The sequence below is a fragment of the Azospirillum sp. VT-I1 genome (genome assembly GCF_055698305.1).
In genome coordinates this window covers 304,862-329,275 of record NZ_CP168807.1, presented here as the reverse complement: position 1 = coordinate 329,275, position 24,414 = coordinate 304,862, and the positions used below count along the sequence as shown (strand labels likewise).

Below are 24,414 nucleotides of genomic sequence, written 5' to 3'. Positions count from 1 at the left end.
CATGACGACCAGGACGGCGGATGTATCCGGCCGCGGGCTGTTCCACAGGTGTCGGGCACGCGCGGTTCGCGCCGGAATGGTCGGCATCGCCGCGACCATCGTCGCCACGGCCGCCGCAGCTGGCACCGTGCGCGTTCCCGCGGGCGAAGAGGCGTTGCAGGCAGCCGTGGACGCTGCCGCGGTCGGCGACGTGCTCGTGCTCGAGCCGGGCGTGCATCTTGGCCCCGTCACGGTGTCGCGCCCGTTGACGCTCCACGGCGAAAGCGGCGCCGTGGTCGACGGGCGCAGCCGGGGTCCGGTGATCATGGTCAAAGCTCCGGACGTCACCGTGCGCAATCTGGTCGTCCAGAATTCCGGCACGGATCGTGAGCGGATCGCGTCCGGTATCCACCTGGACCGCGCCGCCCATCGGGCGGTGATCGAGGGCAACCGTCTCGAAGGAAATCTCTTCGGTGTCTACCTCTGGGGACCGTCCGACGCCCTGGTGCGGGACAACACAATCATCGGCCGCGACGATCTCCGGATGTCGGAGCGTGGCAACGGGGTATCCGTCTGGAACAGCCCGGGCACCCGCATCATCGGCAACCGGATCGTCAACGGTCGTGACGGCATCTTCGTCAGCAAGACCCAGCGGAATGTCTTCAGCCGTAACTGGCTGGAGGGCGTACGGTTCGGCATCCACTATATGGACGCCAACGACAGCGAGGTGTCCGGCAACATCTCGGTCGGAAACCAAGTCGGCTACGCGATCATGATGTCCAACCGCATCGCCGTCCGGGGCAACCTCTCACAGGGCGACCAAGAACACGGCTTCCTGCTTCACTCCGTCAACGGGTCGCGGTTCGAGGCCAACGCCGTGAATGGGCGCTTCCTGGGCACGGCCCCGATCCAGAGCGACCGGGACGATCCGGACCCGGACGTTCCACGGGAAGCCGAACCGGTCGACGGGTCACGGATCGGCACCGGCAAGTGCCTGTTTGTTCTCGGATCCGTCCGAAACGAGATCCACGGCAACCGGTTCGAGGGCTGCGAGATCGGCGCCCACCTCACCGGCGGCGCCGAACGCAACACAGTCGTCGGCAACGCCTTCATCAACAACCGCACCCAGGTGAAGTACGTCGGCGCCCGCGTGGTCGAGTGGTCGGAGAAGGGGCGCGGCAACTACTGGTCCGACAACGCCGCCTACGACCTAAACGGTGACGGCATTGCCGACGAGCCATACCGGCCGAACGATCTGGTGGACCGCGTTATGTGGGCCTATCCCACCGCCAAGCTGCTGCTCAACAGCCCCGGCATCCAGGCAATCCGCTGGGCGCAGAAGCAGCTTCCCCTGCTTCAGAAAGGAGGCATCGTGGACACCAGCCCGCTTATGGCGCCACCCGAGACCGGCATGCTCACACAAAGCCCCGGTGATGCGCCTACCGGCGGTCCCCTCCCTGGTCGTCGCGTTGAACGCGGAAGGGGTAAGGCAGGCTGAAGCGCCGCGATATAAGCCCGAACGCACGCGGCCGTATTCCTTCACTCCCGCTCCTACGGGAATAGCCTTGAGTGATAGGGTGATGCGGTGGAGGTCCCTTTTCCGAATGCCGGTAAAAAGCGTTGAACGTCGAAGACACCACCTATGGGAGCCCGCAATGGGCGTGACGCCGATCGGTCTGGATCTGACGAAGAGTGAGCTAGACCTTTGCGGAGACGCAGTGGAGACGTTCGTGCTGCTCCGCTGATCACGTGCATTGACTGTCGCCGTTATGGAGTGCTTTGCAGGCCTTTGAGCGATTTTGGCGGACGGCCGCGCCGGCGAGGCGCTTCCGGAGCGGGAAGCGGCCGGTCTTCCAGAAGCCCCTGTGCGACGGCCTGACCCAGAAGGTTCTGAACTGACGAGACCGACCAGCGCGTTTCCCCGCGGGGCGTCCGGCAGTGCAGCTCCTCAAGATGCCGGGCAATGTTGGTCAGGGTTGGGTTGTCCAGCGTCTTCACCGCCGAGGCAACCAAGGTGACAAGGTCATCGCTGTCGCGCCGCCGCGGCGTACGCTCCAGTACCTTGTCGTTCACGAACCCGTCACGCGCGAGGCGACGGACGGCGCGCACCAGGGCCGCTCCGGTCCACGGACCACCGTCGGGGCGCCGCGAGCCATTTCTGTCCAAGCTGCGGGCGACGGTCGCCCAGGAATAGCCGGGTCGCATCGCGCGGACGTGGGGCAGAATATCATCGGCCACCCGCAGCACATCAGCGTCGCGCCGCGCCTCGCGGGCCTCGTTGACGGCGCGCACCGCCGACGCGGAACGGAAGCGCAGGCCTGGATTGCCGCCGGTGCGGCCGCGGTCCCTGGCGGCCTTCAGTCCGGCTTTGGTGCGCTCGCGAATGAGCGCGCGTTCGAACTCGGCCACCGCGCCAAGGATCTGCAAGGTGAAGCGGCCTTGCGGACTGGTGGTGTCGATGGGATCACCCAGCGAGCGGAAGCCCGCCCTTTGGGAGTTGAGCGCTTCGATGATCTCCAGGAGGTGGGCGAGCGAACGGGCCAGCCGGTCGATGCGCACGACGACCAGCACATCACCGGCACGGCAGCGCGCAATGGCGCGCTTCAGCTCTGGACGTGACCGGTCGCCGCCGGACCCATGCTCCCGGTGAATCGTCGAGCAACCGGCCGCCTTCAGCGCGTCGAGTTGCGGGTCGGTGGTTTGCTCGTCGGTTGAAACGCGGGCGTACCCGATTAGGGCCATGGACCTCTCCCAGCGCAGCGGTCCGGAAACGGTGCACGCCGCCGAATTTCACCCGATTGAGCGACAGACACCCTCGCCAGCGTCCAGTTGGGGCATTTTACCAAATACGCAGACGCCACGTAAGGACCGTTTGGTAAAATATCTATGCGCCGCGGCCCGGCTTGCGCTCCGTTGATCGCTTGAGGCCGTCAGCCGGCGCGAGACAAGACGCCTAGTTTAATCAGTTTTGAGAAAATGATCGTTTGGCGGCCTATACAGGCGGTTTGAACAGGCCGGAGCTCGCGCCGGCATCACCGCACGGTGAGAGAAGGGCCGTTGCACCGAGCAACGGAAAGCTCTGGCAACCGGGATCGTGAACCCCTCCCAACCAAAGGGCGACAAGATGCCAACCGGCATGCTGAGGCGGAAAGGCGTCTGCATTGTGGGAGTACAGCCCGGCTAGGGACTGGGCCCCAGTTAAGGTTATTGAGATCGCCGGTAAAGGTTATTGAGGACAAACCGCCCGGCGACTGGGTCTCAGTTCACGTTATTGAGACCAGAATTCGCGCCGAAAAGCGGTCAGTAAAGGTTATTTCGCCAGCCGACAGCAAAACGAGGTTCCGAGTGTAGCCGGTGGCCGGGTGTCTGTCATGTCCGATAAGCCAAGGTTATCGGACATGACGCCGCACCCCTGTACCCCGGCGCTTAAGGGTGGTAAACAGAGGGATAAGCGCCGTCGCCTCTTTTTCCCTTCCTGCGCCCTGCCCCCGGTGCCGCCATGCCGCTCACCTACTGCGCCGTCCTCGAAGGCGAGGACAGCGATCTCACCCTGCTCGCCGCCTGCTTCACGGAGCCCGACTGCCATGTGGCGCGCGGCGCGGACGCCGATGGCACGCCGCTCTGGACCCTGCGGTCGAGCGACCTCGTGCTCGAGCCCAACCCGGTGCACCGCACCGCGACCACGGACACTGGCACGGCCGAGATCGCATTCGACGAGACGTGGGACACGGTGGACGCCTGGACGGCCGCACGGCTTTCGGCGATGAACGGCGCCGCCCGCCTGCTCGATCCTCGCTACGAACCGGTGCGGATCGCGCTGCTGCGGTGCGAGGACGCCGACGGCACCGTGATCGCCCACCGCCAGGCGGGGCCTGGGTTCCGGCTGCCTAACGCCTGCCGGGCGCCTGAGGCCCCGGAGGTGCAGGACCTCGTCCGGCAGTGGGCGGCCCTGGCTCTGGCGGACGAGACGGTGGCCACTGTTCTGGCGGTGCTGACCGCGCGGCCCACCTGGACGGGCTTCGGTTTGGTGCTCAACGCCATCAGCGCCGATATTGGCGGCCTTCATAATGTTGACCCATGGATCGGCAAGGACACGCGGGGGCGGCTCAACGGCAGCATCCAGTTTGCCCGGACCCTTAGCGAAGGGCCGCGCCACCTGGGCAACATTGACGGGAAATGGAATGCCGAACAGGCGATGCCACTCTGGGAAGCGCACCGCATCGTGTGGGAACTGGTCAACCAGTGGATCGGCTCCAAGGTTGGTCGTGTCGTGGAACGGAGATACTGGTGACCCGGCGGCTGTCGGGAACCGACCATCCTGCAGCCGTTGAAACGTACGCGTTGCGCATGCCGGTGTGGGCACGGCGGGACGCCGAGCGGGAGGATAGCGCCACTCCCGTCCAAGTCGGCGCCGCCCTCACGGTTCTCGACGCGGCGGTGGTATCGTCGACCGCTCACGCCGGCGCCTGGGCCAACCGCCTCGCGCTAGCCGCCGCGGCCGACGCGGTGGCCCGCGACGGACGCCCGGAGGACGAAGCGGCGCTGCGCGACCTCGTCGCCCTTGGTCCAGCGCTGCCGGCCGGCCCAGTGACCCCGGTGGTGCGCGCCTACCTGTGGCTCAGCATCGGTACCGTCGGCGCCCGTTGGAATGACGTGCCGGACCTGATCGCTGGCCTCGGAGCGCGCGACGCGGTCGTGGCGGACGCATTGGCCAAGCGTCTCGCCGCCGCCGCCGCCCTGCCCTGCCCGCTCGCCGCCGCCGCCGCCGCCGTTCAAGCGGTGCTGGATGCCCGGCCCGGACGCGGCGGGCTGGTGCTGTGGGCCGCTGATGTGACTCTGGCCCGCTGGCTTGATTGGGACCAGGGGCTGCCGCTCGTCACACTAGGCCTACGGTCGCGCGGCGGCGCCTTCGGTGCTCTCGCATCGGCCGACGATCCCCGCCTGGCTGGCGCCATCCTGCGTGGAAGCGGGCGGGCGCTTGATCGCTTCGTCCTGCTCGCGCAGCGCAGCGCAGCGCTGCAGGCGCTGCGGTCCCGCCTGCGCGCCCGCGCCGCCGGCTCCGTCATCGACCGGCTGCTCGCCCGCGACGCGCTGTCGGTCGCCGGGGTACGCGACCTCATCCCCGAGCGCGCTGCGCGCCGCCTGTTCGATCGGCTGGTCGCCCTCGGTGTCGTTCGCGAATTGACCGGGCGAACCACCGCGCGCCTTTATGGGCTCTAAGCGAGGGACCATGGCACAGCCTCCTGCAAAGGCCGGTGATGACCTGCCGTTCGATCGGGCCCTGGCCGATCTGTCGCCCGAGCTGCGGTGGCGGGAGTGGATGAGCCGGGTCGAGGCGGTGATCTTCGCCTCGCCAACCCCGGTGCCACGGACGGTGCTGGCGCGGGTGGTCGGCGACGACTGCCCGCTCGACGCGGTGATCGCCGCCATCCGTGGCGAGTTGCGCCCCCGGCCCTACGACCTGGTGGCGGTCGCTGGCGGCTGGCATCACCGCACCCGCCCCCATCTCGCTCCGGTGTTGCGGGCGGTGCGCCCTGCCGGCGGCCCCCTCCCTGCTCTCGGTCCGGCCGACCAGCTCTTGCTCGCTACCATCGCCTATCACCAGCCGCTGACCCGGCGCGACCTTGAGCGCCTGCTAGGCCGTACAGTCGATGCCGACGCCGTCGGCCGCCTGCGCGCGGCGGGACTCGTCGGTCCGGGGCCGCGCAGCCCACGCCCGGGCGCCCCGCTGACCTTCGTGACCACCGACGCCTTTCTCGATCAGTTCGGCCTGGAGAGCTTGGCCGACCTGCCCGACTTGGACGATCTGCGCGCGATGGGGCTGGCCGACACCGGGGTGCTCGACGGCACCCCTGCCGGGGCGCCGACTTCGCCGGAGCCAGTGGGGGGAGCGCCGCTCCCTCCGGCCCGGCGGCAGCCCCGGCCCAACCCACCGGCCATCAACCTCACCGGCCCTTTGACCGAGGTGGCCGCGACATCGGCCCGAGTGACGGCACGGCTCCAGGATCTAAAGTCCGACGATGATGAGGCGGCTCCTGCCGATACAAACTGCTGACAAAGGGCGCTTATCGCTGGGATTGGCTACGGAGTGTCCGTCACCGGTGGAGAGTATTCCATGCAAATCTGGCCGGCTTCGTTTTCAGCCCCTGAACTGCGCCAACCAGCTTCCTCAAAGAACCGTTGATTCTCTTGGGCTACCCAGACCTTGAGTGGGCGCGTGCCATGGCTGAGCATCACCTGGGCTAGTCCTTCGAGCAGCACGGGAATGAAGGCAGCCCCAGTTCGCTCGACCATGAGGACAGCGGTTTTCTCCTGCCGACCAACCACCAAACCGACCACCCTGGAACCATCCAGACCAATGAGAAAAGGGAATTTCGCCTCGATCAAGGCTTGCCAGGGAGTAGCAAGAAGCGTCTCGAGGTCTGTCTGGATTTGAGCATCGTGACCTTCATGTTCCTCATCGCCAAAGGAATCTCCAAACAAACCGCGGCAGAACGTCTGCACATGAGGGATGTCATCGATGGTCGCGGGACGAACGTGCCGTTCGGTCTCCCCAGGTTTACAGTACTCATGGATAAGGTCGTCGAGGGTGACAGAGTTGAGCTTGGCTGTCGGTTCCCAACAACGGACCGGCCGCGGTTCGATTGCCAGAGCCGCCTCCAGGGAGCCGCCATGAAGGAGACGCAGGAGGTGTGTTCTAACGCCTCCCCGCGGGGTCCCATCTAACAGTGAATAGGCTCGTTTCCAGGACCTGCCGATCAAAGCCAATCCCGTCTGGGGAGCGTGGCGTCTGCCATCCTGTCTGGCATCGCCATCATGCAGGATGCTTGATGCCTGTTCAATAAGGCGCCGTCGCCCGATTTCTTCGGCCAAATCGGTGATGTCCAAGATCAAGGTCTGTCCCCGGACAGCGTCTGGAGACGCTTGCATCGCCGTCGCTGTACGCAGGTCAAGTTGGCATCCGGCACAGTGCCAGAGCGGGCGGCGGTGTGGTCCTCGAAGAATGGAAAGAGGTGCCTGACAGGCTGGGCAGCGGTTGCACAGCCAAAGGCCATGGTCCGTGCAGACCTCAAATAGCGTCGCCCGCCATCGCCAGCGTATGTATGGAGCCTCATCCTCCGTCCAGCACTGGGGACAGAACCGCGGCGCCCAGAAGAGCCTCGCCCAAACCGTATCTGGCGGATGGGCAAAGCGCTGCATCGCCTCAAACCGCTGTATCGGCATCCCAGTGCACCGGGATAGGAAGGCGAAGAACCGGGGCGGAAGTGCGCCATCCAGGTCCAGGATCGTCTGTCCGAGACTGGATCGAAGGCTGCGCAGAAAGGCATCCGGTCCCATGGCATCCGCCCAGGCCCGACGGCTGAGCCAACTGCTCAAGAGTTCGTCGGCAATGGGGGCCGGGTCTGGCGCCCAGGTGATTGGCCGTGGCTCCGGCCTGCCCCGGTGCAGCGGCTCCACGGAAAACACGTCGTCCGGCTGCCCAGGCGGCAAATGGCCGTTCATCAGGCCAGCCCGCGCATCTCGCCCGGTGAGAAGCGCTTCGACGGCGGCTCCAGGTTTAGGGAGTTGAAAATCTCCAGCGTGATACGTTCTTCACCGGAGTGGACCGCTGCCACCGCCGCAGCAGCTACATTTTGAACGATGTCGCCGATGAGACCCTCAGCTGTCAGGAAAAACCGCTTGGCCAGAGGCTCCTCGGTGAGTTCGGATTTGCGGCGCAACGGCAGAGCACGCACCAGACTGTTCAACAGACGCGCGTAGTCGGCGTCGTACTGCCATCGCGGCAAGGGGCGGTTGGTCAGGCGGGTCCGCAGTTCGCCGTCGTTGTGGATCGCTTCCGCCAACGATCGATCGCCAATCAGCACCGGCGACATGTCCCAGCGGTGGCCCATGACGCGCAGCAGCGTGTGGAATTCTTTCGCGGCACTGCCGCTGAAGCCGTGATGGGCGTCATCGAAGATGAAGACACGCGGTTCGTGTTCATCGAGCAAGGCTTCCAGCTGCTGCCGTCGCCCCTCGATCGTCCTTTGGGTTGGGTCGGGAACCCGTCCCATCGCCCGGATCATGCCACTCAGGAACTCCATCCGTGAGGCGCCCGTTGGCAGTTGATAGTAGTGGGAGGGGCGGACCTGCATGGTTTCCATGCTCAGGAACTTGTCGGCAACCATGGTCTTTCCGTTGCGGAACGGCCCGCAAATGGCCACGCCGGCCGTGCGTGTGGAGGCGGGGCGCTCCCGGATTTGGCTCAACGCGTCTAGAGCCTGGAGCGCCGCAGGATAGCCGATCCATCGTTGCGCCCCGATGGCCGCGCAGCGGGCGGTGGCGTCCAGGGTTTCCACCTGCTGGCGGGCTTCCTCGCTGAGATGGTCGGTCATGTGGTCTCCCAAGCCTCCACATCGAAACAGTCCTCGATCATCGGCAAGCGGCCCAGCCCATCACCCGAGGTTTTGAGCCGGTTGATCTCCATCTCCTCCGCATAGGGTTTGGGAGTCGCCAGCGATTTGCGCCGCCAGGGCGTCGCTGGCAGTCTTTCGGCTGACCCGCACCTTCCGAGGCCTTGGAGTCAGTGCTTCGTCCACCATTTCGCGTGACTTCCCTCGCTCCGCCCAGGAGGTTCCCGCCTCCTTGCGCTCCCGGCTGTTCTGAGCGTCCAGTTCCCAAACCGTCATGGGTTTCAGTACGCCGTCGGCGCGAGGGACCGTGAGCCATTGCATCAGCGTCGGGTGCCACAGGTAGATGTGGCTGACGTCATTGCGGTTGACCTTGATCCGAAGCTTTTCGCGACCGCGGTTGGCGTAAAGCTCTGCCAGTCGCTCATCATCCTGCTTCCAGTAGAAGAGGCCGAAGGCCCGGATCCCTTTGCTGGACAAGCTGCCTGTGCGTTCCGGCAAAAAGGCGAGTTGCACCTCCTCCCAGTCGACACTCAGGAGATGCTCGGGAATGCGGGATGCGTGTTTGGTCCATTCAAGGTCGGGACGCTTGCGGGTTTTCTCATCCATTTCCCCGTTGCAGATACGGAACACGATGATGGCCGTTGCTTTTTCGATCTGCTCATAGGTGAGGCAGGCGCGCTCCTCGGCGGGATAGTCGCCTCGGTCGGCGACGGATCGGCCGGTCTGCCCGCGAGCTTTGCGGAGTTGCTGGTTGATCGATCCCTGCAGGCGCTCGACTATGTTGCGGATATGCGGTTCGCCACGCCGGGGATCCACCGTGATGCGCAGATCCTCCAGGCCGCGGTGGCCTTTCAGAGCCTTGTACCAGGCCGCCCGATCCGAAATGATGCGCTCCGGTCGGCCGAAGACATCCGTAGCTTCGATGCCAAACTTCTGAAAATACGCCCGTTTCGGGCGGATGGCGTGCTGAACGCACAGCCCGATCGCCTCCCGGTTGGCCGACCGCGGCCACAGCCAGAAGCCCAGGATCATGTGGGTCAGCACATCGACCAGAACGGTGAGCCAAAGCCGCTTCAGCAGATGGCCCGCGCCGTCAACAACGAGCACGTCGATTTCCGTCTCGTCGATCTGGCAGATTTGCAGCGGGTAATCCGGCACCAGGGAACCGCCCCGGTGCCGATGCTTGCGCACCTTGATGGTTTCGCCACGCCGACGTGCCACCTCTTCGGCCGTCCAATGCTTCCAGAGACGGCTCTTCACCGTGTTGAACGAGACCGGCTTCAGCCCAGCACCTTCCAGGCGCCCGTTGATCACAATGGTGGCCTCGTTCAGGGAGCACCCTTCAGGGGTCAGATACTTGTCGTCGAGGACGGTTCGGACGATGGTCTCGGCTTCCAACGGCATCCTTGGACCGCGCCCCGAATCGTCGCGCAGCAGGTCGCGGACCAGACGGCGCCGGCCGTATTTGCGCAGGTGGTTGCGGATCGTCTGAGGCGTCCGTTTGAGGCGGGCGGCAAGATCATTGATGGCGGCAGCACGTGCCTCGCTCTTCAGAGAGGTGCTGTCCAGAATGCGGTCAAGCTGTGTGGCCAAGCGCTCGGCCTCGGACCAGCGTGGGTCATCGGGTGGATCGTCGGATCGCCGTCCCATACCCCAGACGCCCTCCCGCGAAAGCGTTCGGCTGCAAGAAAATTTTCAGCCGCAAGCTTTGCATAGAAGCCCTTGATCCGTCGATATGTTCTTGCTCAGACCCCGTGAAAATTTTCAGGAGAAAGCGACACTTGCCGTCCGGGAGATGACGCCCCTGCCGCTGCCCTGCCTGAATGGGGTCGAGGCGATCCGCCGCGCCGAACCGGGCGCGGACTGGCTGGTCGCCTTCCTCGACGGCATGGCCCGTCAGGCGGCGGAGGGGGAGGACGGCCTCGTCGCCCTGCTGCACCGCTGGCGCGGCTGGCGCCGGCGCGTGGCCGACCGGCGCAGCGACGCCCGCATCCGCCGCGCCGTCGATGCGGTGGCGGCGGAGGGAGTGATCGGCCCGGCCCGGCTGGCGGCGCGGCTGCGCTGCGCCACCAGTGCCGCCACCGATCTTCTGGAGGAGTTGCAGCGGCTGGAGATCGCCGTGGAGATCACGCGCCGGCGCACCCACCGGATCTTCGTCGCCGAGGATCTGGCGCCGATGCTGGGGGAGGTGGCCCCCCGCGCCGCGACAGCCGCCATTCCGGCGGAATTCCCAAGGCCGGAATCCCCAAGGCCGCAGCCCCCAATGTCGTGGGAGGCCGATCGTTGGGTGGAGCCGGCGGAGGGGGTGGACGACGCGCTCGCCGCTCTGGAGCGCATCCTCAAAAGGCAGGACCCGCTGCTGGCCCGCTACGGCCGGGCCGGCAGCTGAGGCGGTTCAGGTCCTGAGCGCCACCACCTGACGCAGGGCCTTCTCGGCCGCGGCGAACACGCTGTCCCAGTCGCCGGGGGTGGTCTGGCGGAACAGGCGCATCGACGGGTACCAGGGGGTGGTGTCGCCCCCACCCGTCCTGCCGTCGCCATAGACCCAGTAGGGCATGAACTGCAGCAGGTTCCACACCGGGCGGCCGAGCGAGCCGGCCAGATGCGCCACCGAGCTGTCGGTCATGATCACGAGGTCGAGCCGCTCCAGCACCGCCGCGGTGTCGGCGAAATCGTTGAAATGCGGCCCCAGCGGCGTGATCAGGGTCGAGGTGCCGAGCGTTTCCAGCTCCGCCTCCGGCGGGCCCTTCTGGATGCTGTAGAGCCGCACCTTCGGCACGTCGAGGAAGCGCAGGAAGCGGCTGAGCGTGGTGGCGCGCCGCGCGTTGTCTTTGAAGGTGACCCGGCCGGACCAGATGATGCCGACCTTGATCGTGCCGTCATGGCCGGGCACCAGCCGGGCGGCCTTTTCGCGCGCTTCGGCCGGAACGGTCAGGCGGGTGGGCGGCGGCACCGTCTCGATGGTCGTGCCCAGCCGGTGCGGCAGGCTCATCAGCGGGCAGTGGACGTCGTAGGCCGGATAGGCGGTGCCGGCGTGCACGAAGCCGTCGATGCCCTCCAGCCCGGACAGGAGGCGCTGCAGCTCCGGATGGCATTCCAGCAGGACCCGGCCGCCGCGCGCCTTGACCAGCGGCGCATAGCGCGCGGTCAGCAGCACGTCGCCGAAACCCTGTTCGGTGGTCAGCAGGATGGTCTTGCCGTCGAGCGGCCGCCCATCCCACATCGGACCTTCCGCGATGCGGTTCTGGTAGCTGGGCAGCGACAGGCGGGAGTCGTAGTCGCGGAAGCCTTCGGCATAGCGGCCGACCTGCAGCAGGGTCAGGGCGCGGTCCCACAGCAGGCCCGGGTCGCCGGGCCGCGCGCGCAGGGCGACGTCCAGCACCTCCAGGGCGCGGTCGAACCGGCAGCCGTGCCGCAGCGCCACCACCAGGTTGGACAGCAGGCTGGCGTTGCCGCCCGACAGCACCACCGCATGCTCCTGCGCGGCGATGGCCTCGTCATAGCGCTCCACGTCGCCCAGCACGTTGCCCAGATTGGTCCAGGCGCCGACATGGCGCTGGTCGATCTCCAGGGCGCGCCGCTGGCAGGCGATCGCCGCCTCCGGCTTGCCGGCCTGCCGCAGCAGGGCGCCCAGCGCGCTCCACACGTTGGGGTCGGTGGGCTGCTGGTCCAGCATCCGTTCCAGCATGTCGATGGTGAGGCCATGCGAGCCCTGTGGCTGGGCGGTGGCCCGAGCTTGTGCCGGGGCCGGGGCCGGGGCCGCCGGAGCGGGCGCCGGGACGGACGATACCGGACGGGGCGAGGCCTGAAGGGGCGATGCTGCCGCTGTGGACAGTGCCGGGGCGGCCTGGGTGATGTTTGCCTTCATCTCGTCGTCGCTGGTGGTCGGCAGTCGGTCTGGACCGTGTGCAGGGGATAGACGGCTGCTTCTGGAGAGTCAAACCGTCCCTTCGGCCCCGCCTGTGTGCATTGTGCGCCGGGCCGGGAGCCTCAGCGCCGCCGCAGGTCCTGCAGGTCGATGTCGTCGATCCGGAAGCCGGCCTGCCGCAGGGCCTTCAGGACGATCACCTTCTGGGCGGTGCCTTCGCGTGCGGCGGCCTGCCGCAGCTCCTCCACCAGATAGTCCGGCAGCATCGCCTGCCACGGCCGGGTCGGCGCCGGGCGGACGATGGCGGGAGCCGGTGCCGGAGCCGGTTGTGTCGGGGGCTGGTGGACGGGCTGGGGGATGGCGGCCTGGGGAGCCGCGGGCGGCTCCGTCTCGGTCGGCAGGAAGCCCTTGCTCAATCCGTACTGGCGGATCGGGTCGACGTCGTCCGTGCCCAGCCCGCCGATCCCGATCCCGCCCAAAGGGGGACGGGCCGGCTTGGCGGCGGGCTTCAGGGCGGGCTTGGCGGGGCTGTCGGTCGACATGGGCACTCCGGTCAGGACGGCACCGGCTTGGCGCCGGCTGAGATAAGCCATGAAGCATTATCATGACTTGGTGTCCTGTCTTCACGGCATGTGGCGGGTGCGAAGCGCGTCTTGGCGGAAAGCCGGCCGGCGTGGCGCGGGAAGCACAGGGTGGGGTTGGGGGGGGGGGGAAGATGATTTCATGAAACGATAGAAAGTCATGGCATAAAAACATGATTTAAAGAATTCGGTGAAGTGCTGCGAGGGCCGTTCTGCTCAAGGGGATTGGCGGCCGTTCATCACGGCCCAACCACCCCCTGCGCCTCATTCTCCATTCTCGCTGCCGGTCGCCGGAAGGCTGTCGGCAAGCGGGGAAACCGACCGTGGGCAATCAAGGGGGTATGTTTGCCATGAAGACAAGTCATGAAATCAAGAACTCTCTTCATCGCCACGTGAAAGGTGGGCTTCCGGTTGGGAAGGCGTGCCGGTGGTGGCAGAGGGGCGGACGGATACCGTACCCCCGGCGGGTCCGGACCGTCGAAGGATCAGCCGCCTCTCAAGGCCCCCGCATCAGAGGGAGATGCTCGTCATGCAATGGCGCCACCGCCACCACGACGAGCCGAACAATGAATCATGATATCATGAACTGAAAACCGGTCCGTTTGCACCTTCGCATGGCATTCGTATGGACGACGCAATGTGAAACCAGCCAAGCGACCGATCGGGACCATCCGCTATCAGGAGCGGATTCTCTGCCATTAAATCATGAGAAATAATCATGTCATGATTTATGGGAGAGATAGGTTCGTCCCTCGACAGCCCTGCCCGGCCGGATTCGAACCAGGGCCGGTCGCCGACGCGATCCTACGCCCGGGAAAGCCCGGCTCTTTCCGGTCCGGGCGCCGCAGGAGGCCATGCCATGAAATCATGACGCGATGCCATGGCCTGTTTCCATAGCATCGCGTGGGAAGCCGTGCGAAGCGCACGCTTCTCACCCCCGCGGGATCAGCGGGTTGGCCGGGGAGGCTTCCAGGAAGGCCACGAACTCGTCGGTCAGGGAGCGGACGTTCAGGTCGGCGTTGCTGTTCGGGTTGACCTCGCCGGGGCCGTGGCCGGTGTAGGTCATCTCCTTCAGCAGCGAGCGCTCGATCAGTTCGGTGCGGAAGGCGGGGACGCCATGTTCGTCCAGCAGGCCGCGGGCATGGCGGTCGACGCGGGATTCGATGGCCGCCTGGGTGCGGACGATCACCACGCTGGAGGCCGGCGTGTGCTTCAGCACGCCCACGGAATCCGCCACCACCTTGAAGGTGCGCACCGTCTCCTTCACGTCCATGAAGGACTGCTGGGTCGGGATCAGCACCCCGTCGCTGACCGAGAAGGCGTAGAGCATGGTCAGGTTGCCGAAGCCGGCAAGGTCGATCAGCGTGTAGTCGAAGCTCGGCGCATTCTCCTGCACCGTCTGGCGGACGTTCGATTCCGTGATCTCGTCCAGCACCCGCACGCCGGCATCGTTGCGCCGCCGCGCCCATTCGGCCAGATGCCGGTTGGGATCGCAGTCGAGCAGAAGCACGCTCGCCTCGCGCCGGCGCAGTTCGGAGGTGAGCGCCATGACCAGACTGGTCTTGCCGACGCCGCCCTTGGTGGAGGCGAAACTGATGATCCGAGCCATGCGGTGGTTCCCGGTAGCAAAGGATGGAGAGCGGAGTGATCCCAGCGGGAGCTTCGCGGATTTACACGCAAGATCAGGAAAGATGGAAGTGGTTTCACGTCATGAAGAAGAAGCATGAAATCATGATTCATGAAATCATGACCTGCCGTCCTATGCGCCCGTCACCCGCCTGCCGGTGCCGCCCGGCCCGGCTTCAGTCCGGCCTCAGCCCTGCTTCAACCCTGCTTCAACCCTGTTTCACGTCGGCGGTGGTGCCGGCGCGGCGCTTCAGCCGGTGCACCGCATGCTGGCCGCCGCCGGTGGCGCGGACCGAATAGAAATAGGCGCTGTCGTCGGTCCAGTAGCGTCCCTCGCCGTCGACCATCACCGTGCTGCTGTGGATGTCGGCCGGATAGACGGTCAGGCGCGGGGCGGCTTCCGCCGTGAAGCCGGCCAGATGCACGGCGGCGAGTGCCGCCTGGTCGAGGAACCAGACGGGCAGGCCGCGGTCGAGGAAATGGCGGATGTAGCGCCGGGTCAGGTCGAGGAAACGCAGCGCCCCCGTGGTCGGCCGGATGTGCAGCACGTCGGCATAGAGCAGGCTCCAGATGTCCAGCCGCTTCAGCGCGTGGCTCATCATGCCCAGATCCGACCGGGCGGAGGTCGCCAGCAGCGGGTTCAGGTCGCGGATCGCCAGCAGGTCGACGTCCAGCATCAGCACCGGCCGCTGCCAGCGGATCAGCAGGTCGGGCAGCACCAGGAAGCGGCTGCAGGCGTAATAGGTCTTGGCATTGTCGCCCAGCGGCGACAGGTCGATGGTCTCGCGCAGGATGATGAAGCGGTCGGCGCCGTGGGCGGCGGCCAGGGCCGCCACCGTCGCCTCGGCCTCCGCGTCGGGATTGACCAGATGCAGGGCGATGGCGCAGTCGAGCCCGCTGTCCTCGGCGATGGACCGCACCATGGTCGGCAGGAACTTGCGCGCATAGACGGCATCGCAGCAGGCATAGACCACCAGCGGCCGGGCGGCGGCGCCGGCGCCCTCCTGGATGGTGGCGCGGATGCCGGCGGGCGGCGGTCCCTCGCGCAGGGACTGGAGGAAGGCGGGGTCGGTGCGGGTGACGGCGTCGCGCCCGCCGTGGCGTTCGGCCGCCTGGGTGAACAGGGCGTCGGCCTCCTCCAGCCGGTGCTGCTCGGCGCACAGGCAGGCCAGCCGGCTCAGCGTGAAGGACACCTCCGGATAAAGCTCCAGCGCCCGGCGATAGGCCCGCTCGGCACGCAGCGCCTGCCCGTCGCGGCGCAGCGCGTTGCCCAGCGCGACCAGCCCGACGCAGTCCTCGCGCCCCCGGAAGCGGGCGACGTCGCCGGCCTCGCCCAGATGGGTCAGCAGCTGCCACAGGTTGGACCTGCGGGTCGGATCGGCGGGCGTCAGGTTCCAGGCGGCGAGCGCATGGCCGGCGGCGGCGGCCATGTCCTGGCCCAGCAGCAGCCGGCCGAGCGCGTCATGCGCGGCCGGGGCCTGCGGGCCGGCGGGCACCCGCTCCAGCAGCCCGTGGCAGAGCCTGAGGGCGGTCTCGCGGTCCCCCGTCCGTTCGGCGTCGAGTGCGGCCTGGAGTGCGGCTTGGTCGGAAAGGCGCATGGGATGGACCGGTCGGCAGGTGGGGAGCGGCGCTTCATCCCATGGCGTCCCCGCTCCTGGCAAGCGGCGCTTCCCGCCCTCTCCGGACCGCGCCGTCCGCCGCTCCGAGTCGCAGGGGACCGTCCCATGGATGACCGCTTTCGGGGGAAGCGGCACCCGGAAGGACCTCGCTGGCTCCGCCATGCGGAAAATGCGTGGCCGGGGAAGCGGAAACATGGCCGTTGCGGAAGAAGGCGCTTGAACAAACGGGTAAATATCATCAAATGTTGCTATGGACCCGGGAAAGGGTTCCAGCCGAAACTGTGCCGCGCCGGTCCGTCCGGCGCGGCACTTTTATGATCAGCCATCCAGTCGCCGCCGCGCGAAGCCCGGGTGGTCGCCGGTCTGGGGGACAGTTACGCCGTGAGCATCGCCGACGGCCTCAAGATCGCTTTCGACGTTCATCTCTCCGGCGACCTGGAACGGGCAGAGGAGTTCTACCGCGCCATCCTGCGGGTCAGTCCGGCCGACCCGATGGCGGTGACCCTGCTGGCGCTGATCCGGTCGCAGCGGACGGCGATCCGCCAGAGCAAGCACAAGACGCTGACGCTGCTGCGCGGGCGTGGCTTCACCCCCGCCACGGTGATCGACGTCGGCGCCCAGACCGGCACCCCGCCGCTCTACGAGGTCTTTCCCGAAGCCCACCATGTGCTGATCGAGCCGGTGGCCGAGAACGAACCGGCCCTGCAGGCCCTGTGCGGGCAACTGCGCAGCGCCGAATACCGCATCGCCGCCATCGCCCGCCGGGACGGCACGGTTCCGCTGGCGGTGTCCGACGACGGGCTCTACTCCTCCGTCGTTCTGGAGGGGGCGGAGCCGGACAGCACCCTGCCCCGCCTGCGCACGGTGCCCGCCCTCTCGCTGGACGGCCTGTGTGCCGAACGCGGCTATGCCGGGCCGATGCTGGTGAAGATCGACGTCGATGGCCTGGAACTGGAGGTTCTGGCCGGGGCGGCCACCCTGATGCGGCCGGACGCCGTCTTCGTGATCGAGGCGACGGTGGCCGGCGCGGATGCCCGCCTGCCCCGCATCATCGCCGCCATGGCCCCCTATGGGTTCCAGGTCTGGGACATCGTCGATCCGCTTTACCGTCCCAATGACGAGCGGATGTGGCAGGTCGATCTGGTGATGGTTCACCGCGACGGCCCCTACGCCCCCTCTGATCCTTATCCGGACGCGCGCTCGCGGAGCGCGTGTTCCAGGCGGTTCATGGCATCGTCCCAGGAACCGGGGCGGTCCTGGCGGAACAGGCGCATGGTCGGATACCAGGGGCTGTCCTCGCGGTCGAGCATCCAGCGCCAGTCCGGCGCGAAGGGGACCAGCACCCAGACCGGGACGCCCAGCGCACCCGCGAGATGGGCGACGGAGGTGTCGACGCAGACCACCAGGTCGAGGCCGGCCATGATGGCGGCGGTGTCGGCGAAGTCCTTGATGTCTGGCGACAGGTTCAGCAGGGGGAATCCGCCGGGCGGGTTCGCCGCCTGTCCCTCGGTCGGTCCCTTCTGGATGGAGACGAGGCTGACGCCGGGGATGGCGGCGAGCCGGGCGAAGGGAGCGAGCCCGATGGAGCGGTTGCGGTCGTTGCCGTGGGTGGGCGATCCGGCCCAGACGATGCCGACCTTCAGGCCGCCCCCGTCCTTCATGCCGCCCCCGTCCTTTGCCAGCCCCCGCAGCCGCTCGGCCCAGCGCGCCGCCAGACCGGGCTCCGCCGTCAGGTAGGGCACGCGGGCCGGCACGGTCTCCAGCCGGGTGCCGAACAGCGCCGGCAGGCTCAGCAGGGGGATCTGCACGTCGAAGTCGGGCAGCGGTCCCTCGGTCTCCACCGCGATGGTGCCGGGCAGGCGGCGCAGCAGCGGCAGCAATGCCCGCTGGCATTCCAGATAGACCGGCTGTCCGCCGGCCGCCCCGCCAGCCGCCCCACCAGTTGCTTGGGCCAGCAGCGGCAGATAGCGGACGAACTGCAGCACGTCGCCGAAGCCCTGCTCCCAATAGACCAGAAGCCGCCGCCCCTTCAGCGGCGACCCGTCCCAGCGCGGCTGGACGAAGCTGCGCTGCGGCGAGGGCAGGCGGCCATGCTTCCAGCGCCATTCATAGCCCCGCCACCCCTGGACGAAATCGCCCAGCAGCAGCCGGACCAGGCTTTCGTTCCAATGGGCGCCGGCGAAGTCCGGGGCCAGCCGGGTGGCCCGCCGGAAGGCCAGCAGGGCTTCCCAGAAGGCTCCCTTGTCCTTCACCGTGGAACCCAGGTTGCTGTAGGCCCCGCTGTGCTGCGGGTCCAGCGCGATGGCGCGGCGGAAACGCACCGCCGCCTCGTCCAGCCGGTGGGCCATGCGCAGCATGGCGCCGTGGTTGTTGGCGATTTCCGCATCGTCGGGCGTCAGGGCCTCGGCGCGGGCGAAGGCGTCGCGGGCCTCTTCGGCATGCTTGAGCTTTTCCAGCTGGACGCCCAGCTCGTTGAGCACGGCCGGCTGGTCGGGCTTCAGCCGGACGGACTTGCGGTAGGCCCGCACCCCCTCCTCCGGCCGGCCGAGCCGGATCAGCAGCCCGCCCAGGTTGTTCCAGCCGTTCAGCGAGCCCGGCGTCAGGCTCAGCGCGCGGCGGAACAGCGCCGCCGCCTCCGCGTTGCGGCCGGCATCGGCGCGCAGAAGCCCCAGATTGTTGACGGCAGGGGCGAATTCGGGATCGGCGGCGATGATCTCGCCATAGAGCCGGGCGGCCTCCCCGGCCTTGCCGCTCTGCTGGAATCCGAGCGCGGTGGCGAAGGCTTGCTGGATGTTCATGGAGACCGCATCGCCCCGGTTGAGGACCTGGTTTCGGACAGCTTCGAGGACCGGCGCGATCAGTAGCAGAGATGGCGGGTGCTGCAAAGGATGGGCGCCAGTCGGCAGGCGTGGGCCGGACAGGCGTGGGCCGGACGGGGACGGGGCGGCTGGCCGCTTGCATCGCCGCCGCCCACCGCCCATCAATGGCGCTCGTCGAACGGGGAGCATGGCGGGCGGCATGGCGCGGATTCTGCTGATCAACTACGAATTTCCGCCGCTGGGCGGCGGGGCGGCCAACGCCACCGACAACACCGCCCGCGAGCTGGCAGCATTGGGCGAGGAGGTGCTGGTGCTGACCTCCGCCTTCGGCGATCTTCCGCGGGCGGAGCGCCGGGCCGACGGGGTGGAGATCCGGCGCATCCCCACCCTGCGCCGCCGCCGCGACCGCAGCTCGGTGGTGGAGATGCTGGCCTTCCTCGCCAGTTCGCTGGTGATGGCGCCGTGGATCGCCGCCCGCTGGCGCCCGGACGCCACCATCGCCTATTTCGGCCTGCCCTGCGGTCCGGCTGCCTGGATGGTGAAGGCGCTGTCCGGCGTGCCCTATGTCGTCAGCCTGCGCGGCGGCGACGTGCCGGGCTTCCAGTATGACGGCATCTCGCTCTACCACCGGCTGGCCGGGCCGGTGATCGGCTGGCTGTGGCGGCGCTCCTCCGCCGTCGTCGCCAACAGCGAGGGGCTGGCCGATCTCGCCCGCCGCTTCGCCCCCGACCAGCCCGTCGCCATCATCCCCAACGGCGTCGATGCCGCCCGCTTCTCCCCTGCCGACGCGCGGGGCACGAGTGACCGCCTGTCCTTGCTGTTCGTCGGCCGGGTGGTGCGGCAGAAGGGGCTGGACGTGCTGTTCGATGCCCTTGCCAGCCTGTCGCCGGTTCTGCGCGGCCGCATCGGCCTGACCATCGTCGGCGACGGCCCCGCCCGGCCGGAGCTGGAGGCGCAGGCCGCCCGGCTCGGCCTGTCGGAGCGCGTCCGGTTCCTCGGCTGGCTCGGGCGCGACGAGCTGCCGGCCGCCTACCGCGCCGCCGACGCCTTCGTCTTCCCGTCCCGCGACGAGGGCATGCCCAACGTGGTGCTGGAGGCGATGGCCGCCGGCCTGCCCGTGGTGGCGACCCGCATCGCCGGCAACCGCGACCTGGTGGTGGAGGAGGAGACCGGCCTGATGCTGGACGCCGACGACACGCCCGCCCTTGCCGCGGCGCTCGCCCGTCTGGCCGAGGACGCGCCCTTGCGCCGCCGGCTGGGCGAGGACGGGCGCCGCCGGGTGGTCGAGCATTTCTCCTGGCGCGCCGTCGCCGCCGCCTACCGCGACCTGTCGCTCGCCGGGAGCAAGGCGGCGGGACGGGTCCGGCCGGCGCAGGCGGAGTGAGGCCGTCGGGCTCCCGCGCGAAGTGCGGGGGAGCTGACAGGATCTCCACGGATTTGACGGATTAAGACACGGATTTCACGGATTTTTTGATCTTGGCGACACCTCTGCTCCTTCACGGAGCCGCCGCCTTGCAACGCCACATCCGTGAAATCCATGTCCAAATCCGTGAAATCCGTGTTCATCTTGCCCGCCGCTCTCCGCCCGTCCAAGGATACGTGCCGCCACGCCCCCCGCTTGACGTGCTGTTGACATCCGGCGGCTTTCGGGAGCGTATGGCGGCGCGGCAGAGTGGGCTCGGACAGCAAGGGATCGGACAGCGTGGCGGAACCGGTGAAGACGGCGGAAGGCGGGAGCGGCACTCCGGCCCTGGCCTTCGATTTCGGCGAGAACTGGGACCATTACTCGCGCACCGTGCTGGACGAGCCGCGGCTGGTGGCGGCCATCGACAGCCTGAAGGGGCTGGTCGGGACCGACCGGCTGAAGGATGCCAGCTTCTGCGACGTCGGGTCCGGCTCCGGCCTGTTCACCATCGCCGCCGGCAAGCTGGGCGTCGCCCGCGCTCTCGGCTTCGACGTCAACCCCACGGGTGTCGAGGTCGCCCGCCGCAACCTGGGCCGCTTCGCGCCCGAACTGGCCGAGCGCATCGAGTTCCGCCGCGGCTCGGCGCTGGACAGCGGCTTCGTCGGCTCGCTCGGCCGCTTCGACGTGGTCTATGCCTGGGGCTCGCTGCACCACACCGGCTCCATGTGGCCGGCGATCGAGACGGTGGCCCCGCTGGTGGCGCCGGGCGGCACCTTCGTGCTGGCGCTCTACAACCGCCACTGGACCTCGCCGATCTGGACCCTGATCAAGATCGTCTACAATCTGTCGCCGGGCTTCCTTCGGAAGCTCTGGGACTGGACGCTGGGCTCGCTGATGTTCCTGGCGACCTGGGCGATCACCGGCTCCAACCCGCTGCGCAAGGAGCGCGGCATGGAGTTCTGGGTGGACGTCACCGACTGGCTCGGCGGCTACCCCTACGAATATGCCAGTGCCGACGAGGTGCGGGCGCGGATGGACGCGCTCGGCTTCGACATGCTGGAGGTCCGCCCGCCGCGCGTGCCGACGGGCTGCAACGAATTCATCCTGCGCCGGAGGCCCGCATGAGCGACGACGCATTCAAGTCCGCCAACACTCCCCTGCCCACTCCCATGGCTGCCGCTGCGGCCGATCACCCGGGTGGCGTCGATTACGACGACAGCTGGGAGCGGCGCTGGAACGACATGCGCAAATACGGCCCGACCGGCCGGCATCTGCGCCGCATCGTCACCGAGATGGTGCGCCCGCTGAACTACGACAGCCTGCTCGATGTCGGCTGCGGCCAGGGCTCGCTGCTCGCCACGCTGATGCCGCTGAAGCCGCAGGCCAGCTACAGCGGCCTCGACTTTTCCGCCAAGGCCATCGACGTCGCCCGCCGCCGGGCGCCGACCGCCGAGTTCGGCCTGCTCGACGTCGCCGCCGGCCATCTCGACCGCCGCTTCGATCTGGTGGTCTGCACCGACGTGGTCGAGCATATCGAGGACGACGTGGCGGCGCTGCGCAACCTCGCCGCCATGACCGGCCGCTACCTGCTGGTCTCCACCCTGCAGGGGCGGATGCGCGATTTCGAGCGCACGGTCGGCCATCACCGCAACTATGCCCGCGGCGAGCTGCAGGCGAAGATCAAGTCGGTCGGGCTGGAGATCGAGCGGGTGGTGGAATGGGGCTTCCCCTTCTTCTCGCCGCTCTACCGCAACGTTCTGGGCGCCGCCAGCGGCCAGGGCACCGAGGGCGACTACGGTCCCGGCCGGCGCCTCATTGCCGAGGCGCTCTACCACATCTTCCGCCTGAACTCCTGGTCGCACGGCGACTACATCTACGTGCTGGCCCGCCGGCCGGGGTCGTGAGGATTCTCCCTCTCCCGCCTCTCGCACAAACGAAGTTTGTGCGAGAGGCGGGAGAGGGCATAAACCCCTCACGTCACATCATGACTTCATGATTTCATGAAAAGGCAACCTTAAATGCGTCCCGGCCTGAAAGCCCTGGTCAGCGCGCTGCTGGTCGCCCTGCTGCTGTGGCGGGTCGATGTGGCGGAGGTCGGGCGGGTGCTGGCGGTGGCGTCTCCGGGGCTGATGGGGCTCGCCGGCCTGCTGTTCTTCCTGATGCATGTGCTGAACGCGCTGAAGCTGCGGGTGCTGCTGCCGGAGCTGCGGGCGGGGCGGCTGCTCGCCTATACGCTGGTGGCGCAACTCTATGCGCTGGTGCTGCCGGGCCAGTTGGCGGGGGAGGCGGTGAAGGCCTACCGGCTCAGCCGGGAGGAAGGGCAGGGCCGGGAAGACGGCGGACGCATCGTCTCGGCCGTCGCCTTCGACAAGGTGACGGGGATCGCCGGGCTGCTGCTGCTGACCGGCGGCGGGCTGGCGGTGCAGTCGGCGCGCTTCGGCGACGGGCTGCTGGTCGCGGTCGGGCTGGTGCTGGCCGGGCTGGCCGCGGCGACCGTTCTGCTGGCCTGGGCGCCGGCCCGCGCCCTGCTGCTGGCGCTGCTCGGCTGGCGCGCCGGGCCGAAGCGTGAGGCTTGGCTCCTCGGGCCGCTGCGCCGTTTCCTGGAGGCTTGGCGCGACCAGACGCGCCGGCCGGGGCGGGCCTTGCTGTCGATCGCCGGCGGGATCGCGGTGCAGGTGGCGGCGGTCGCCGGCAGCCAGGCCCTCGGGCTGGCGGTCGGCATCGACCAGCCCTTTTCGGTCTGGTGCGCCGTGATCGGGCTGATGTCGGTGATCGTGCTGATGCCGGTCACCGTCGCCGGCATCGGCCTGCGCGAGGCGTCGCTGGTCGGCCTGCTGGATCTGGTGGGCGTTCCGCACGCCCAGTCGCTGGCTTTGGGCTTCGGCATCCTCGCCTTCCAGGTGATGGTGGCCCTGCTGGGCGCCGTCATCGACCTGACGGTCCTGCGCGAGCGCCGCGCGGCCTGAGGCGGCGGCAAGCGACCCAATTAGCCGTTGCGCTCGCCGGATCCAGCGGCCATACCATGGCCCGGCATCGCCCCCACAGATGACCAGCAGCCTCCGGACCCGTTCGATGACCCTCCTGCTTACCCCCGGATCCGCCACCACGGACATGGGCACGGTTTCCGTCTCGGTCCTGATCCCGGTCTACAACGAGGAGGACAACATCGCCCCCCTGTGCGGCCGGCTGATCCCGGCGCTCGACGGGCTGGGGCGGAGCTTCGAGGTCATCTTCGTCAATGACGGCTCCACCGACGGGACGGAGGCGGAGCTGCAGCGCGTGGCGTCCGACCGCCGCATCCGCGTCATCAATTTCCGCCGCAACGTCGGCCAGACCGCGGCGATGATGGCCGGCATCGACCATGCCCGCGGCGACGTCATCGTGCCGATGGACGGCGACCTGCAGAACGACCCGCAGGACATCGCCGGCCTGCTCGCCAAGCTGGACGAGGGATACGACGTGGTGTCGGGCTGGCGCGCCGACCGGCAGGACGGCTTCCTGCTGCGCACGCTGCCGAGCAAGATGGCCAACAGGCTGATCTCCACCATCTCCGGCGTGAAGCTGAACGACTATGGCTGCACGCTGAAGGCCTACCGGCGCCAGATGCTGCAGGGCTACCGGCTCTATGGCGAGATGCACCGCTTCGTGCCGATCTACGCCCGCTGGCAGGGCGCCAAGCTGACCGAGATGCCGGTGCGCCATCACCCGCGCCGCCACGGCCAGTCGAAATACGGGCTGGAGCGCGTGCTGAAGGTCGTCCTCGACCTCGTCGTCGTGAAGTTCCTGACCCAGTACGAGACCAAGCCGATCTACATCTTCGGCTTCGCCGGCCTGATGTTCATGGGGCTGTCCTTCCTGGCCGGCATCTACGCGGTCTATCTGAAGCTGGTCGACGGCATCTCCTTCATCATGACGCCGCTGCCGCTGTTGGTGACGATGGGGCTGGTCACCGGCGTGATGTGCATCCTGATGGGGCTGCTGGCCGAACTGCTGGTCCGCATCTATTTCGAGAGCCAGGGCAAGAGCCACTATTCCATCAAGACCATGCTGAATTTCGACGAGCCGCCGCCGCCGGACCGCAGCATCCGGGACTGACGGCCCCCATGGGATAAGACAGGACATGA

19 protein-coding genes and 2 pseudogenes are annotated in these 24,414 nt (G+C 67.9%); 11 read left to right on the top strand and 10 right to left on the bottom strand.

Annotated features, from left to right (window positions below):
• The first annotated feature begins 76 nt into the window (after window positions 1-76).
• Window positions 77-1,477 (top strand): nitrous oxide reductase family maturation protein NosD, encoded by a 1,401-nt coding sequence (locus tag AB8P05_RS32590; RefSeq protein WP_149225167.1) that lies wholly within the window; start codon window positions 77-79, stop codon window positions 1,475-1,477.
• Between the two features lie 269 nt (window positions 1,478-1,746).
• Here the strand turns inward: AB8P05_RS32590 and AB8P05_RS32585 are convergent, their stop codons facing one another.
• The gene (locus AB8P05_RS32585) at window positions 1,747-2,721 is read right to left on the bottom strand and encodes a recombinase family protein (protein WP_149225166.1); all 975 of its coding nucleotides are present in this window, start codon (window positions 2,719-2,721) and stop codon (window positions 1,747-1,749) included.
• A gap of 757 nt (window positions 2,722-3,478) precedes the next feature.
• Between AB8P05_RS32585 and AB8P05_RS32580 the strand changes: the two genes are divergently transcribed.
• The 3 genes from AB8P05_RS32580 (at window position 3,479) to scpB (ending at window position 6,034) form a co-directional block, all read left to right on the top strand.
• On the top strand, window positions 3,479-4,270 hold the full coding sequence (locus AB8P05_RS32580) for a hypothetical protein (RefSeq protein WP_472762065.1): 792 nt from the start codon (window positions 3,479-3,481) through the stop codon (window positions 4,268-4,270).
• Complete coding sequence (locus AB8P05_RS32575; RefSeq protein WP_472762064.1) at window positions 4,267-5,199, top strand: DUF1403 family protein; 933 nt, start codon at window positions 4,267-4,269, stop codon at window positions 5,197-5,199. Before AB8P05_RS32580 ends, AB8P05_RS32575 begins: the two co-directional genes overlap by 4 nt.
• A gap of 100 nt (window positions 5,200-5,299) precedes the next feature.
• A complete protein-coding gene (gene scpB, locus AB8P05_RS32570; RefSeq protein WP_472762063.1) occupies window positions 5,300-6,034 on the top strand; it encodes an SMC-Scp complex subunit ScpB in 735 nt (244 codons plus the stop codon).
• A gap of 26 nt (window positions 6,035-6,060) precedes the next feature.
• Here scpB and AB8P05_RS32565 read toward each other — a convergent pair whose 3' ends face one another.
• From AB8P05_RS32565 to AB8P05_RS32550, 4 genes and pseudogenes are all read right to left on the bottom strand, one after another.
• On the bottom strand, window positions 6,061-6,867 hold the full coding sequence (locus AB8P05_RS32565; RefSeq protein ID WP_472762280.1) for a hypothetical protein: 807 nt from the start codon (window positions 6,865-6,867) through the stop codon (window positions 6,061-6,063).
• Between the two features lie 219 nt (window positions 6,868-7,086).
• Window positions 7,087-7,482: pseudogene (locus tag AB8P05_RS32560) on the bottom strand (TniQ family protein); the annotation flags it as partial.
• On the bottom strand, window positions 7,482-8,354 hold the full coding sequence (locus AB8P05_RS32555) for a TniB family NTP-binding protein (RefSeq protein WP_472762062.1): 873 nt from the start codon (window positions 8,352-8,354) through the stop codon (window positions 7,482-7,484). The gene AB8P05_RS32555 and the pseudogene AB8P05_RS32560, both read right to left, overlap by 1 nt.
• A 60-nt stretch (window positions 8,355-8,414) precedes the next feature.
• Window positions 8,415-9,965, bottom strand: coding sequence for a Mu transposase C-terminal domain-containing protein (locus tag AB8P05_RS32550; protein ID WP_472762061.1), 1,551 nt, complete (start codon window positions 9,963-9,965; stop codon window positions 8,415-8,417).
• A gap of 202 nt (window positions 9,966-10,167) precedes the next feature.
• Here AB8P05_RS32550 and AB8P05_RS32545 point away from each other — a divergent pair, with 202 nt between their 5' ends.
• Window positions 10,168-10,761, top strand: a complete 594-nt coding sequence (locus tag AB8P05_RS32545) for a hypothetical protein (RefSeq protein WP_472762060.1) — start codon at window positions 10,168-10,170, stop codon at window positions 10,759-10,761.
• A 6-nt stretch (window positions 10,762-10,767) separates the two neighbouring features.
• Here AB8P05_RS32545 and AB8P05_RS32540 read toward each other — a convergent pair whose 3' ends face one another.
• The 4 genes from AB8P05_RS32540 to AB8P05_RS32525 form a co-directional block, all read right to left on the bottom strand.
• Entirely contained in the window at window positions 10,768-12,240 is a 1,473-nt protein-coding gene (locus AB8P05_RS32540) for a tetratricopeptide repeat protein (RefSeq protein ID WP_472762059.1), read from the bottom strand.
• Window positions 12,241-12,362: 122 nt separating this feature from the next.
• Window positions 12,363-12,782, bottom strand: a complete 420-nt coding sequence (locus AB8P05_RS32535) for a hypothetical protein (RefSeq protein WP_472762058.1) — start codon at window positions 12,780-12,782, stop codon at window positions 12,363-12,365.
• 970 nt (window positions 12,783-13,752) lie between these two features.
• Window positions 13,753-14,430, bottom strand: coding sequence for a ParA family protein (locus AB8P05_RS32530; RefSeq protein ID WP_014190058.1), 678 nt, complete (start codon window positions 14,428-14,430; stop codon window positions 13,753-13,755).
• Between the two features lie 226 nt (window positions 14,431-14,656).
• Window positions 14,657-16,045 (bottom strand): tetratricopeptide repeat protein, encoded by a 1,389-nt coding sequence (locus AB8P05_RS32525; RefSeq protein WP_472762057.1) that lies wholly within the window; start codon window positions 16,043-16,045, stop codon window positions 14,657-14,659.
• 513 nt (window positions 16,046-16,558) lie between these two features.
• Between AB8P05_RS32525 and AB8P05_RS32520 the strand changes: the two are divergent.
• Window positions 16,559-17,083: pseudogene (locus AB8P05_RS32520) on the top strand (FkbM family methyltransferase); the annotation flags it as partial.
• A 167-nt stretch (window positions 17,084-17,250) separates the two neighbouring features.
• On the opposite strand, the gene AB8P05_RS32515 reads toward AB8P05_RS32520, so the two are convergent.
• Complete coding sequence (locus AB8P05_RS32515; protein ID WP_472762056.1) at window positions 17,251-18,864, bottom strand: tetratricopeptide repeat protein; 1,614 nt, start codon at window positions 18,862-18,864, stop codon at window positions 17,251-17,253.
• A gap of 220 nt (window positions 18,865-19,084) precedes the next feature.
• Here AB8P05_RS32515 and AB8P05_RS32510 point away from each other — a divergent pair, with 220 nt between their 5' ends.
• From AB8P05_RS32510 to AB8P05_RS32490, 5 genes are all read left to right on the top strand, one after another.
• The gene (locus tag AB8P05_RS32510) at window positions 19,085-20,269 is read left to right on the top strand and encodes a glycosyltransferase family 4 protein (protein WP_472762055.1); all 1,185 of its coding nucleotides are present in this window, start codon (window positions 19,085-19,087) and stop codon (window positions 20,267-20,269) included.
• Window positions 20,270-20,557: 288 nt separating this feature from the next.
• Window positions 20,558-21,415, top strand: coding sequence for a class I SAM-dependent methyltransferase (locus AB8P05_RS32505; RefSeq protein ID WP_462620144.1), 858 nt, complete (start codon window positions 20,558-20,560; stop codon window positions 21,413-21,415).
• Window positions 21,412-22,194 carry a class I SAM-dependent methyltransferase gene (locus AB8P05_RS32500; protein ID WP_472762054.1) on the top strand — a complete coding sequence of 261 codons (783 nt, stop codon included), beginning with the start codon at window positions 21,412-21,414 and terminating at the stop codon, window positions 22,192-22,194. Before AB8P05_RS32505 ends, AB8P05_RS32500 begins: the two co-directional genes overlap by 4 nt.
• Before the next feature lie 114 nt (window positions 22,195-22,308).
• The gene (locus AB8P05_RS32495) at window positions 22,309-23,256 is read left to right on the top strand and encodes a lysylphosphatidylglycerol synthase transmembrane domain-containing protein (RefSeq protein WP_472762053.1); all 948 of its coding nucleotides are present in this window, start codon (window positions 22,309-22,311) and stop codon (window positions 23,254-23,256) included.
• Window positions 23,257-23,362: 106 nt separating this feature from the next.
• Window positions 23,363-24,385, top strand: a complete 1,023-nt coding sequence (locus AB8P05_RS32490) for a glycosyltransferase family 2 protein (protein ID WP_455176191.1) — start codon at window positions 23,363-23,365, stop codon at window positions 24,383-24,385.
• Window positions 24,386-24,414 lie beyond the last annotated feature (29 nt).